11 protein-coding genes are annotated in these 12824 nt (G+C 70.6%); 4 read left to right on the top strand and 7 right to left on the bottom strand.

Annotation, left to right across the window (positions count from 1 at the left end):
* The first annotated feature begins 32 nt into the window (after window positions 1-32).
* Window positions 33-1067 carry a YafY family protein gene (locus tag SLV14N_RS30995; RefSeq protein WP_263271918.1) on the top strand — a complete coding sequence of 345 codons (1035 nt, stop codon included), beginning with the start codon at window positions 33-35 and terminating at the stop codon, window positions 1065-1067.
* On the opposite strand, the gene ctaD is transcribed toward SLV14N_RS30995, so the two are convergent.
* Window positions 958-2637: a cytochrome c oxidase subunit I gene (gene ctaD / locus SLV14N_RS31000; protein WP_208685421.1), complete on the bottom strand. Its 1680-nt coding sequence runs from the start codon at window positions 2635-2637 to the stop codon at window positions 958-960. The genes SLV14N_RS30995 and ctaD overlap by 110 nt on opposite strands.
* Before the next feature lie 510 nt (window positions 2638-3147).
* Between ctaD and SLV14N_RS31005 the strand changes: the two genes are divergently transcribed.
* On the top strand, window positions 3148-3360 hold the full coding sequence (locus SLV14N_RS31005) for an I78 family peptidase inhibitor (RefSeq protein ID WP_208685423.1): 213 nt from the start codon (window positions 3148-3150) through the stop codon (window positions 3358-3360).
* A 104-nt stretch (window positions 3361-3464) separates the two neighbouring features.
* Here the strand turns inward: SLV14N_RS31005 and SLV14N_RS31010 are convergent, their stop codons facing one another.
* Both SLV14N_RS31010 and SLV14N_RS31015 read right to left on the bottom strand, forming a co-directional pair.
* Window positions 3465-4505: a phosphatase PAP2 family protein gene (locus SLV14N_RS31010; protein WP_208685424.1), complete on the bottom strand. Its 1041-nt coding sequence runs from the start codon at window positions 4503-4505 to the stop codon at window positions 3465-3467.
* A gap of 290 nt (window positions 4506-4795) precedes the next feature.
* Window positions 4796-5989: a hypothetical protein gene (locus SLV14N_RS31015; protein ID WP_263271920.1), complete on the bottom strand. Its 1194-nt coding sequence runs from the start codon at window positions 5987-5989 to the stop codon at window positions 4796-4798.
* A gap of 211 nt (window positions 5990-6200) precedes the next feature.
* Between SLV14N_RS31015 and SLV14N_RS31020 the strand changes: the two genes are divergently transcribed.
* Both SLV14N_RS31020 and SLV14N_RS31025 read left to right on the top strand, forming a co-directional pair.
* The gene (locus tag SLV14N_RS31020; RefSeq protein ID WP_208685428.1) at window positions 6201-7853 is read left to right on the top strand and encodes an MFS transporter; all 1653 of its coding nucleotides are present in this window, start codon (window positions 6201-6203) and stop codon (window positions 7851-7853) included.
* A 138-nt stretch (window positions 7854-7991) separates the two neighbouring features.
* Window positions 7992-9188, top strand: coding sequence for an acyl-CoA dehydrogenase family protein (locus tag SLV14N_RS31025; protein WP_208685429.1), 1197 nt, complete (start codon window positions 7992-7994; stop codon window positions 9186-9188).
* A 106-nt stretch (window positions 9189-9294) separates the two neighbouring features.
* Here SLV14N_RS31025 and SLV14N_RS31030 read toward each other — a convergent pair whose 3' ends face one another.
* The 4 genes from SLV14N_RS31030 to SLV14N_RS31045 form a co-directional block, all read right to left on the bottom strand.
* The gene (locus SLV14N_RS31030; protein WP_208685431.1) at window positions 9295-9744 is read right to left on the bottom strand and encodes a cell division protein SepF; all 450 of its coding nucleotides are present in this window, start codon (window positions 9742-9744) and stop codon (window positions 9295-9297) included.
* Between the two features lie 560 nt (window positions 9745-10304).
* Window positions 10305-11258, bottom strand: a complete 954-nt coding sequence (locus SLV14N_RS31035) for an ABC transporter substrate-binding protein (protein WP_208685433.1) — start codon at window positions 11256-11258, stop codon at window positions 10305-10307.
* Complete coding sequence (locus SLV14N_RS31040) at window positions 11255-11761, bottom strand: GNAT family N-acetyltransferase (protein WP_208685435.1); 507 nt, start codon at window positions 11759-11761, stop codon at window positions 11255-11257. Before SLV14N_RS31040 ends, SLV14N_RS31035 begins: the two co-directional genes overlap by 4 nt.
* Window positions 11758-12456, bottom strand: coding sequence for an LLM class flavin-dependent oxidoreductase (locus SLV14N_RS31045; RefSeq protein ID WP_208685444.1), 699 nt, complete (start codon window positions 12454-12456; stop codon window positions 11758-11760). Before SLV14N_RS31045 ends, SLV14N_RS31040 begins: the two co-directional genes overlap by 4 nt.
* Between the last annotated feature and the right edge of the window lie 368 nt (window positions 12457-12824).

Here is a 12824-nt window from a genome sequence, read left to right on the forward strand (position 1 = left end):
TAGCTGTCCGCAAGGGCTGCGAGACTCGGGCCATGTTGGAGACCTCGGCACGTCTGCTCCGCCTGCTCTCCCTGCTGCAGGCCCACCGGGAGTGGTCCGGCGCCGAGCTCGCCGGCCGGCTCGATGTCACCCCGCGCACGGTGCGCCGGGACATCGACCGGCTGCGCGAGCTGGGCTACCCGGTCCACTCCGCGCCCGGGACGGCCGGCGGCTACCGCCTCGGCGCGGGGGCCGAACTCCCGCCGCTGCTGCTGGACGACGAGGAGGCGGTGGCGGTCGCGGTCGGGCTGCGCACCGCCGCGGCCGGTGGTGTCGACGGCATCGAGGAGGCCTCCGTACGGGCGCTGGCGAAGCTGGAGCAGGTGATGCCGCACCGGCTGCGGCGCCGGGTCGGCGCACTGACCGCCTTCACCGTGCCGATACTCGACGCGGGCGGCCCCCGGGCCGACCCGCACACCCTCACCGAGCTCGCGCACGCCTGCCGGGACGGCCAGCGGTTCCGCTTCGACTACACCGCCCATGACGGCACGGTCTCCCGCCGCACCGTGGAACCGCACCGCCTGGTCTGCGCCCGGCGCCACTGGTACCTCGTCGCCTGGGACGTGGACCGCGCGGACTGGCGCACCTTCCGTGCCGACCGCATCACCCCCACCCCGCCGCACGGGCCGCGCTTCACCCCCCGTACGCCGCCGGCCGAGGACCTCGCCGCGTATGTCTCCCAGGGCATCTCCACCCGCGTCTACGCGCGCCGGGCCACCGTGCTGCTGCATGCCCCGCTGGAGCGGGCCGCGGAGCGCCTCAGCCCGGCCGCCGGGGTGCTCGAAGCGGTCGACGAGCAGCACTGTCTGCTGCGTACCGGGGCGCACAGTCTCGAACTGATGGTGCTCCACATCGTGCTGACGGGCTTCGACTTCGAGGTCCGTGAGCCGCCGGAGCTGCTCGGTCAGGTACGGGAGATCAGGGACCGTTTGTCCCGGGCGCTGGCACCGTCACCGGCTGCTTCCCCACCTCCGGATGGTGCAGATCGAACGCGGGAGCCTCGGAGCGGATCCTCGGCAGGGTCGTGAAGTTGTGCCGGGGCGGCGGTGAGGAGGTCGCCCACTCCAGGGACCGGCCGAATCCCCAGGGGTCGTCCCTGGTGATCCTGGCGCCGTACTGGGTGGTCTTCCAGACGTTGTAGAGGAAGGGCAGCGTGGACAGGCCGAGCAGGAAGGAGCCGACGGTGGAGAAGGTGTTCAGGGCCGTGAAGCCGTCGGCGGCCAGATAGTCGGCGTACCGGCGGGGCATGCCCTCCACCCCCAGCCAGTGCTGGACGAGGAACGTGGTGTGGAAGCCGACGAACAGCGTCCAGAAATGGATCTTTCCCAGGCGTTCGTCGAGCATCTTGCCGGTGAATTTCGGCCACCAGAAGTAGAAGCCCGCGAAGGTGGCGAAGACGACCGTCCCGAAGACGACGTAGTGGAAGTGGCCGACGACGAAGTACGAGTCGGTGACATGGAAGTCCAGCGGCGGTGAGGCCAGGATGACGCCGGTCAGCCCGCCGAACAGAAAGCTCACCAGGAACCCGACCGACCAGAGCATCGGCGTCTCGAACGACACCGAGCCGTGCCACATGGTGCCGATCCAGTTGAAGAACTTCACCCCGGTCGGCGCCGCGATCAGGAACGACATGATGGAGAAGAACGGCAGCAGCACCGCACCGGTCACGAACATGTGGTGCGCCCAGACCATCACCGACAGGGCCGTGATGGCCATCGTCGCGCCGATCAGCATGGTGTAGCCGAAGATCGGCTTGCGGGAGAAGACCGGGATGATCTCCGTGATGATGCCGAAGAACGGCAGCGCGATGATGTAGACCTCGGGATGGCCGAAGAACCAGAACAGGTGCTGCCACAGCAGCGCCCCGCCCCACTGCGCGTCGAAGACCACCGCACCGAACTGCCGGTCCGCCTCCAGCACCAGCAGCGCGGCCGCCAGCACGGGGAAGGCCATCAGCACCAGGATCGAGGTGAAGAGGACGTTCCAGGTGAACACCGGCATCCGGAACATCGTCATGCCGGGCGCCCGCAGCACGATGATCGTGGTGATGAAGTTGACGGCGCCGAGAATGGTGCCGAATCCGGCGAGCGCCAGGCCCATGATCCACATGTCGGCGCCGATGCCGGGGGAGCGGACCATCGAGTTGAGCGGGGCGTAGGCCGTCCACCCGAAGGCCGGGCCGCCGAAGGGCGTCAGGAAGCTGCCCAGCACGATCAGGCCGCCGAAGAGGAACAGCCAGTACGAGAGCATGTTCAGCCGCGGGAAGGCCACATCGGGCGAGCCGATCTGCAAGGGCATGATCTCGTTCGCGAAACCGGCGAACGCGGGGGTGGCGAACAGCAGCAGCATGATCGTGCCGTGCATGGTCAGTGCCTGGTTGAACTGCTCCGCGTTGATGATCTGCAGCCCGGGACGGGCCAGCTCGGCCCGCATCACCATCGCCAGCAGGCCGCCCACCAGGAAGAACCCGAACGCGGTGATGAGGTAGAGGTGCCCGATCTTCTTGTGGTCGGTGGTCGTCAGCCAGTCCACCAGCACCGAGCCGAGGCGCCGCGCCGCGGGGGGCCGCACGCTCGCCCGGCCGGTGTCCGTAACCATCCGCTGCACCTCGTTCGTCGACGGTGGACTGGGGCCCGGGTCATGATGCTCGTGCGGGGGACGCAGTGCGAGAGGGCGCTCCGGTCCGTTCCGGTGGGATCCGGCGGAGTGCTGGAGGGCGGGGCAGGGGACGGGTGCGGGCCCGGTAAGCGGGGCGATGGGCGATGTGCGGAAAATGTGTGTGGAGTGTGTCTCGTTGGCCAATTTCCGGACGGCCGATAAAGGCCGTTGGGTAAAGGGAATCCCGAACTGACAGGGGATTGTTTTCGGACGGCGCGCCGCGTTGACCGGATCGACTGCGTCCGTTACGTGTTCGATCAAGGCGGAATTCGGGCCGATTGATTTTCCACCCGGTTGCGCGGTCACACGGCGCGTACGGGTGACGGAAGTTCCGGCAAACGCCGGAACGTTGGCTGTGACACAAGTGTGACCAATGCCGGACCGGGAAGTCACCGAGGCGTGCGAGGGCGGGCCTTCCACGGACCGTCGAGGGCGCCTACGGTGGCTGTCATGGACGTACCGAACCTCCCGGACAACCCTCAGGACGACATCGAGGCGTATGCCGGCCTCACCCAGCAGGACGCCGAGGAGCGGGCGAGAGCGCGTGGCTGGACCACCGTCCGCTCGCTGCCGCCGGGCGCCATCATCACGATGGAGTACCTGGCCGGCCGGCTCAACTTCGAGGTCAAGGACGGCGAGGTGCACCGCACCTGGCAGGGCTGAGCACCGCTACCGACGACGAAGGCCCCGGCCGCTCCCAGGAGCGGCCGGGGCCTTCGCTGCGGGGTGTGGGTGTGTGCGTACCGGCCCCGCGGCTCGTGGGGCGGTCAGCCGCTTCCGTTGCGGCCGCGCCCGGACGTCGGACTCATCGGTGTGGTGCGCGGGACGCGGTCCGCGTGCGGCGGCCGCCGGCTGCCCGCCGGGGTGGCCGGAGTGCGCTCCGAGCGGATGGAGTACGGGCGCGACGGGTGGTGCGGCCAGCCGTCCGGGGTGTGCCCGGAGGAGGCACGGCCGCCCGTTCCGGCGGAGATCGTCTCGCGGACGAGCACCTCGCCGTCGGAGGCGAGGCGCTGGCGGGACACACCCGGCGCCAGCGCGCCGGCCGGCAGCGGGCCGCGCAGCGAATCGGGGCGCAGCCGCAGCCACAGCCGCAGCAGGATGCCCATGAGGCGGTCCTCGAACCAGGTGATCGCGGGCTCCAGCCAGGGCATCGCCAGCAGCACCAACAGCCCCGCGGCCCAGCCGAGCAGCACATCGCTGACCCAGTGCGTACCGAGGTAGACCGTGGTCATGCCGACGCCCAGGGCGCCCAGCGCGGCGATCACCGACAGCGTGCGGCGGCGCAGTGAGGTGGTCGCCAGGTAGGCCAGCACGCCCCAGGTGACCACGGCGTTCGCGGTGTGACCCGAGGGGAATATGTCGCCGCCGAGCCCCATCTCGTTGGCGCCGACCACGGTCGCGTAGTGCGGGCCGAGCCGGCCCATGCCGATCTTGGCGGCGCCCACGGTGATGTTCAGCAGCAGCAGTGAGGCGCCGAGCACCAGTAGCGGGTGGAGGTTGCGCTGACGCCAGCAGCGCCAGCCCAGCCAGGCGGCCACCGCCACCGCGGTCGGTCCGCGCTGGCCCAGTACAACGAAGTAGTCGAGGAAGGCATGGATCTCAGGCCACTGCTTGTAGGGCCTGAAGAACATGACTTGCCAGTCGAACGTGACCAGCCATGAAGTGGCCAGCACTCCGACCACGATCGCGAGATACACCGCCAGCGTTCCCCACAGCAGCCACAGGCGGGTCCGGGTCATGCGGGGTGGTCGGACGCGATCGGTCGGGCGCTGCTCCTCCATCTGGTCGAGCTTGTCATCGGTACGCACTCAATCGACGTTACCGCGTGTGATGTAGCTGCTTGGTCAAACTGTGCGCTTTGTAATGACGATGTGATGTGGAATGTGTCTCAAACGAGGCTTCGCCACAGGGATTTGGAACGGAATTCCCGGCGATTCTCAATCCCTTCCCGGCGTGCGCGTGTCGTCACCCTGAGCGCCTTATCTTCTTTTCCCCTCCGGAGTTTATCGGCTATTTGCTCGCGGGTTGCGCGACGTTTCCTCGCGGCGACGGTCACGGAGCGGGATCTTTCGGTCACACGGCGTGCTGTCCGAGGGTGTCACGGGGGGCCCGAGCCGTTCAGCCAGAACGCCCCGTAGGCCGCGGAGCCCGCCGCCATCAGCCCGGTGACCAGCCAGGACCACACCGGCCGCCACCGCGCGAGCACCACCGCCAGGGGCAGCAGCAGCGGATACGCCGGCATCATCAGCCGTGGCTTGGACCCGAAGTAGCCCTTGGCGGTCAGCGCGAGCAGCAGCACCATCCCGCCGTAGACCGCCAGCGTGAGCGGCTGCCCCTGCCGTACCCCGTGGACGTAGAGCCAGATCACCAGTCCGACGCCGACGGCCAGTCCGAGTCCGGCCGCGAACGTGGGCCCCGACAACTGCTGCCAGACGAAGGAGCCGAACGCGAGGCCCCCGTCGAAGCCGTTGCCCCAGCCTTCCTGGACCTCCAGATAGCCGGTGAACGAGCCCTGCCGCGCCCCCACCCACAGGAAGAAGCCGCACCAGCCGAGCGGGGCGAGCAGCGCCCCGGGCAGCATGCCCGGGTGCCGGCGCAGCGCCGCGCGCAGCCCCGCCCCGCCGGCCCGCTCCCGCCACAGCGTCACCGCCGCGGTGATCCACACGGCCGCCACCACCGCCGCACCCACCGGCCGGGTCAGCCCGGCCAGCGAGGCCAGCACCCCCGCCCAGACCCAGCGTCCGGTCAGCACGGCGTACACACCCCAGGCCGCGAGCGCGGTGAACAGCGACTCCGAGTACGCCATCGACTGCACGATCCCGACCGGCAGCGCGGCCCACAGTGCCGCCAGCGCGACCCCGGCCCGCGGCCCGTGCAGCCGCTCACCGGTCGCGTACAGCGCCCAGGCCGCACCCAGCGACGTCACCCAGGCCACCGCCATCCCGGCATCGGCGGGCGACAGCGGCGAGAGCGCCGACAGCCCGCGCTCCAGCCAGGGCAGCAGCGGGAAGAAGGCCAGGTTGGAGTGCACATCGCCGTCGGGCAGCGCGACGGTGTAGCCGTAGCCCTGCTCGGCGACCCGGGTGTACCAGAGCGAGTCCCAGCGGGCGGTCAGCAGGGAGTGCCAGCTCTTGCCGTCGGCCGCCGACCAGAGGGCGAGGGCGATGACGCCCATCGCCCGGATCGCCGCGTACGCCAGCAGCGCGGGCGCGGCCCGGCGCAGCGCGTCCCGGACGACAGGTCCGTCGCACCGGGTCCGGCCGGGAACGGCGACGGAGGCAAGATCGTTCATCGGGACGATTATCCAGGTGGCCGAAGAACGACTGCCGACGGTGGGTGGGGGAACGCGCAGCGCTGCGATGAGCGTCTCATCGTGAGGTGAGCCACGCGGCACTCCTCGGGACTCGCGTAGTCTGACGTCTCAACTCGCCCGTGCCGCCGGTTCGCCCGGGGCGTTTTCGCGCCCTGTTCCGTGGCCGCGAGAGCATGACTGGAGGTGCTGCATGTCCGGGACGACCGCGTCCGGCAGTGGACGGACGGCTGGTGTTCCCCGGCTTTCAGGTGGCGGTGCGAACCGCTGGACCGTGCTGATCGTGCTCTGCGTCAGCCTGCTCTTCGTCGCGCTGGACACCACGATCCTTTACGTCGCCGTGCCCTCGGTCACCGAGGACCTGCGGCCGGGCCCGGTGGAGCTCCTCTGGATCGTCGACGTCTATCCGCTGATCGCGGCATCGCTGCTGATCCTCTTCGGCACCCTCGGCGACCGTGTCGGCCGCCGCCGCGTCCTCCTTCTCGGCTACGGCCTCTTCGGCCTGGCCTCGGCCGCCGCCGCGCTCGCGCCTAATCCGCAGATCCTGATGGTGGCCCGTGCCCTGCTCGGCATCGGCGGCGCCATGATCATGCCGGCGACGCTGTCGATCCTGCGGCAGGTCTTCCCCGACCGGCGCGAGCGCGCGGTCGCCATCGGCGTGTGGAGCGCGGTGGCCGCGGTCGGTGCCGCGGTCGGCCCGGTCCTCGGCGGCTTCCTCGTCGAGAACTTCTGGTGGGGCTCGGTCTTCCTCATCAACATCCCGATGATGGCCGCGATGCTGCTGATAGGAGGGTGGCTGCTGCCGGAGTCGCGCGGTGAGCGCAACGGCCCCTGGGACGTGATCGGTGCGATCGTCGCGGCGCTCGGGGTGCTGGGGATCGTCCTCGGCGTCAAGCGGATCGGCAGCGGTGCAGCCGTGGTCGGCCCGACCACGCTGCTGCCCATCGTCCTCGGCGTCCTGCTGCTGATCCTCTTCGTACGCCGCCAGCGCCGCCGCAAGCACCCGCTGATCGATGTGCGGCTGTTCGCCGCGCCCGCGTTCGGCACCTCCGTGGGCTGCATCGTGCTGGCCATGCTCGCCCTGGTGGGGTTGCAGCTGATCGCCGTTCAGTACCTCCAACTGGTCCTCGGGCTGAGCCCTCTGCAGACCGGGCTGCGGATGCTGCCGCTGGTCTTCGCCGCGATGGCCGCTGGCCTCACCGGCTCGAAGATGCTGCAGGCCCTCGGCCCGCGCGCGATGGTCTCCCTCGGCTTCGTACTGACCGCCGTCGCGGTGCTCTGTCTGACCGCGATGAGCAGTCAGGACCGCCCCTGGCTGCTGTCCCTGGGCTTTGTGCTGCTCGGCTTCGGCTTCCAGTCCACGCTGTTCGGTGCCTACGAGTCGATGCTCAGCGAGGCTCCCGCCGAGCAGTCCGGCGGTGCCGCCGCGATCGGGGAGACCTCCTACCAGCTCGGCGCCGGTATCGGTGTGGCACTGCTCGGCAGCGTCATGAACGCCGCCTACGCCCCGGGTCTGAACCATGTGGACGGCGTCCCCGAGCGGGCCACCGCCTCGGCGGCGCACTCCCTCGGCGAGGCCTACAAGGTCGCCGCCGGCCTGGGCGGAGCCGCCCGCGCCGCACTGCGGGAGGCCGCCCGGGACTCCTTCGTCCGCGGGCTGCACATCACCCTCATCGCCAGCGCCGTGCTGCTGCTGGTCGGCGCGGGGATCGCGCTGCGGCTGCCGCGCCGGGCGGCGGACTCCACGGAGCGGGCGGAGGCGGACGGAGAGCCTGCCCCGGCCGAGGGCACGGGCGGTGCCGGGCGCGGCAGCAGCGAGCCCGCCCCGGCGAATTCCGGCCGCTGACCCCTGGCTCCCCGCACCGGCGTACCTGCTCCGCCGCGCGGCGGTGACCCTTGCCGCGCGGCACCGCGGGCCGTACCGTCGGAAGCGCAAATAACTACCACTGCTAGTTTTTCGCGCTGATCCGCCGGAGGCCCCGCCATGTCCGCAAAGCCGTCCTCGACTCTGCCGCCGTTCGACCCCAGCGACCCCCTGGGCCTCGACGATCTGCTGACCGACGAGGACCGGGCGGTCCGGGACACCGTCCGCCGGTGGGCCACCGACCGTGTGCTGCCGGAGATCGCCGACTGGTACGAGCGCGGCGAACTGCCCGGCATCCGCGAACTCGCCCGGGAACTCGGCTCCCTCGGCGCTCTCGGGATGTCCCTGACCGGCTACGGCTGCGCGGGCGCCTCCGCCGTCCAGTACGGCCTGGCCTGTCTGGAGCTGGAGGCCGCCGACTCCGGGATCCGCTCGCTGGTCTCCGTCCAGGGCTCGCTGGCGATGTACGCGATCTGGCGCTTCGGCTCCGAGGAGCAGAAGCAGCAGTGGCTGCCGCGGATGGCGGCCGGCGAGATCATCGGCTGCTTCGGGCTGACCGAGCCCGACATCGGCTCCGACCCCGCCGCGATGCGGACGTACGCCAAGCGCGACGGGGGCGACTGGGTGCTCACCGGGCGCAAGATGTGGATCACCAATGGCTCGGTGGCCGGTGTCGCGGTCGTCTGGGCCCGGACGGACGACGGCATCCGCGGCTTCGTCGTCCCGGCCGGCACCCCCGGCTTCTCGGCCCCCGAGATCAAGCACAAGTGGTCGCTGCGGGCGTCCGTCACCAGCGAACTCGTCCTCGACGAGGTACGTCTGCCCGCCGATGCCGTACTCCCCGAGGCCACCGGACTGCGCGGCCCGCTCGGCTGTCTCAGCCACGCCCGTTACGGCATCGTCTGGGGCTCCATGGGGGCCGCGCGCGCCAGCTTCGAGGCGGCGCTGGACTACGCGAAGACACGGGAGCAGTTCGGCAAGCCGATCGGCGGCTTCCAGCTCACCCAGGCCAAGCTCGCCGACATGGCGCTCGAACTGCACAAGGGGATCCTGCTGGCCCATCATCTGGGGCAGCGGATGGACGCGGGGCGGCTGCGCCCCGAGCAGATCAGCTTCGGCAAGCTGAACAACGTACGGGAAGCGATCGAGATCTGCCGCACGGCCCGGACGATCCTCGGTGCCAACGGGATCTCGCTGGAGTACCCCGTCATGCGGCATGCGACCAACCTCGAATCGGTGCTCACCTACGAGGGCACCGTCGAGATGCACCAGCTGGTACTGGGCAAGGCGCTCACCGGTCTGGACGCCTTCCGGTGAGCGGCCTCGCCCGCTGAGCGGGGCGCCGCACCGCCCGGGGGCCGGTCCGCCGGTGGCTTTTCGCCGCGGGCACCCGGACCCCCGGCCGGACACACGCGGGTCGTGCTCAACTCTGGTTGAAGAAACCGCCGTTGCGGTGGGCGCGGGCCTCACCGCTGACCACCCTGTAATCGGCGGGGGTCAGCAGGAACACGCGGGTGGCGACCCGCTCGATCGAACCGCGCAGACCGAAGGTCAGGCCGGCCGCGAAGTCCACCACCCGCTTGGCGTCGGCGGACTCCATGGCCGTCAGGTTCACGATCACCGGGACGCCGTCCCGGAACAGCTCGCCGATGCCGCGGGCGTCCCGGAAGCTCTCCGGGGAGACCGTGGCGATGCGGGTGCCCTGGTCCTGGGCGGCCTCGTCGGCCACTCGGACCCGGGGGTCGGTGACCCAGGGGCTGTCGCCCGAGTCACCGGCATCGGGTCCCTCGGCGTAGTCGTCGTCGTAGTAGCGCTCGTCATCACTGTCGTCGACGAGGCCAAGCCAGGCACTCGCCTTGCGCACCGATCCCATTGACGCCTCCTCTCACCCGCGGTCTCTGCGTGTCCGCCCCTATCGTCGTTCATGAGGCGGAGGGTGTGCCAAGTGGATAGCCGCCGCACGGGGGGTTCGTGACACATCTGGTGCAAAGAGGGTGGCGCAGCATCAGCTTACGCGCCCCGTAACGAAACTGACAGTACGACGAACATCACGGTCGGTACTCTATCGGGTGATGGGGGCCGGAGGTGGCGACATAACGGAGCGGACCCTCGGGTCGGTTCGTGCACGGGACCAGGGCAAATGCCAAAGGCCTCGGCGGAGGGCCACGAGATAGCCCGATGATCGGGGGACTGGCCCATCGGAGGGGTGTTGACGCCGCGTCGGATTCCGACCTGTGTTCACCGGACCCGCTTCCCTCGAAAGTTGCGCAGGCCGATTGTCCGACCATGGCAGCCGGAACCCGGTGTTCCGGGTGCGGTTCACGCCCCCCATCGGGGTGCCGGGCGCATCATTCACGCCACATTTCGCCGCGTCCCCGGATCATGGCGCCGATGGGGTCCGTGGGGCGGTGCGGCCGCCTCACGGACCCCGGCTCAGCGGATCTCCGGCGGGCTGATCCGCGAGGTCTCGATGGCCGAGGGGCCGGTGCCCCACTTCCTCAGGATCCGGCCGTAGGTGCCGTCCTTCTTCAGCCGGTTGACCGCGGCCCGGACGGCGGGCGCCAGCGGGGTGCCCTTCTTGAACGTGAAGCCGACGTCCAGCCGCTTGAACTCATTGAGGAAGCGCAGGCCCGGCTGCTGTTTCACGGCGTAGCGCAGCCCGTTGATGGTGCTCATCACGACATCGGTGCGGCCCTGCTGGAGCGAGATCCACAGGGCGCCCTGCTCGGCGTAGGTCTTGACGTCGTACGGCTTCTTGCCGGCCTCCTCGCACCGGTGCCGGTTCTCCTCCAGTGTCGCCTCGAAGGTGGTGCCCGCGCCGGTGGCGACCGTCAGCCCGCACAGCTGCCGCAGGGAGCGGAGCTTCTTCAGCGGGCTGTCCTTGCGGACCGCGAAGCCCTGGCCGTCGTTGATGTAGGTGACGAAGTCGATGGTCCTGCGGCGCTCGTCGGTGACGCCGAAGTTGCCGGTCCCCATGTCGTACTTGCCGCTGCCGAGGGCCGGCAGGATCGCCTCGAAGCTCGCCACCTCGCGGTCGATCCTCAGGCCGAGGACCTTGCCGACCGCGTTCGCGAAGTCGATGTCCTGGCCGGCCAGGGTCTTGCCGTCGGCCAGATAGGTGGCGCCGGGCGGGGTGCCGACGCTGGTGGCGAGGGAGAGGCGGCCCCGGGCGCGGACGTCCGCGGGCAGCAGCTCGGCGGCGGCCGGGTCCTTCCTGATGTCCGAGACCACGTCCGCGGTGGGGAGGCCGGCGTCGGCGGCCGCCGGTCCGGTGGCTTCGGCGCCGTCCGCGGGGCCGCCCGGACGGCAGGCGGTGAGCGCCAGGACCGCGGTGGCCAGGAGGGCGGCGGTGCGCCGTGCGGTGGTGCGGGGCGTGGTGGGGCTCATGGGCGCGGACTCTCCAGGTGCTTTTCGAACGGCAGCGGGCCGATCGACTCCGGGGCGGCGGACAGATCGAACAGGGGCCGGTAACCGGCGGCGAGATAGAGCCCCTTGGCCTCCGGCTGGCGCGGGCCGGTCGTCAGACAGACGCGGGTGTAGCCGCGGGCGGCGGTATCCCGTTCCAGCGCGTCGAGGACCCGCCGGGCCAGGCCGCGGCGGCGGTGTGCGGAGTGCGTCCAGATCCGTTTGAACTCGGCGGTGCGGGCGTCGTAGCGGCGGTAGGCGCCCCCGGCGACCGGGCTGCCGTCCGCCAGGAGCAGCAGGAACGCGCCTCCGGGCGGGGCGAACTCCTCGGCCGGGTACTCCAGGCTCAGATCGACGGGTTTCTCGTACCGGGTGCGGTATTCGTGGGTGAGTTCGTCCAGCAGAGGACGGGCGAGCGGATCGCCCACGGTGGTGTGCCGGAGCGTCAGGCGGGTGGCCGGCAGCGGGCGGGGCGCGGCGGTCACCGGGCCGCCTCCGGGGCGGGCCGCGGCACCGGGGCCACGGCGGCGGACGGCCACGGAAGGGTGTCGGGCAGATCGTGGCGCAGCTGCGGCAGCACCTCGGCGGCGGTCAGCCGCGGTACCTCGGTCCTGCGGTGGAAGAGCAGTCCGGCGCTGTCCACGGAGAGGAACTGCAGCGCATGGCCGTAGGCGGCATGCTGCTGGACGATCTTGTCGACGATCCGGCCGGGGGAGCCGACCAGCGCCGGACCGTGGTCCGCGGCCTCGTCCGGCGAGCGGAAGGGCGTGTTGTTGCCCGGTACGTCACGGGCGGCGACGGCTGCTTCGTAGTACGGCGCGAACTCCCGGCGGGCGGTGCGGTCGTCGGCCGCGGCATGGAGCGTGCCGCCCGAACCGACCACCACCGCCGCCGACGGATCGTGTCCGTAGGCCGCCCGGTGTGCGCGGTAACGGTCGGTCAGCCGGGCGTAGTTGGCCACCGGCTGGATGACGTTGGCGGCGAAGACCGGGTCGCCCCACGGTGAGCTGGACAGGAACGGCGCACCGTGCCGCTCCCCGACACCGAAGGCGTCAAGGTCCAGTTCCTCGGCCGGCACGGCGAGTTCGATGACCTCCCGGAGGCGGTCGTGCGGGGTGGGGAGGTGCCCGGACCGCGCGTCCGGGACGTTGTCGATCAAGGTCATGACACCGAAGCGCATACTGCGCCCTTCTTCGAGCATGCCGAAGGAACAACACGACAGGAAAGACGGAAAGGGAACTGCGGGCAGGCGAGGGGAGGGGTGCGCCGGACGGCGGCGCGAGGTGTGAAGGCGCGCGGTCGAGAAGAGGAAGAACCGCGGAACGGCCCGGCCTTACCGGCGACGGGCCTCAGGGCAGGGCGTCAGCTCAACAGGACGACGACCACACACGACCGAAGTCGATGTGGTCGCGGGTGACCAGCCGCTGCCATGGATACATGCGGCTAAGTGGAACAGGCATCCCATTCCGCGTCAACCATGGCGTGACGCACCGCTCACAGTGTGGACAGCCTTGACAACGAGGCGTGTTGGCCCCATAGCCTCAAGGG

Origin of the sequence: Streptomyces sp. Je 1-4 4N24 (genome assembly GCF_026239515.1) — a bacterium.
Lineage (GTDB): Bacteria > Actinomycetota > Actinomycetes > Streptomycetales > Streptomycetaceae > Streptomyces > Streptomyces nigrescens.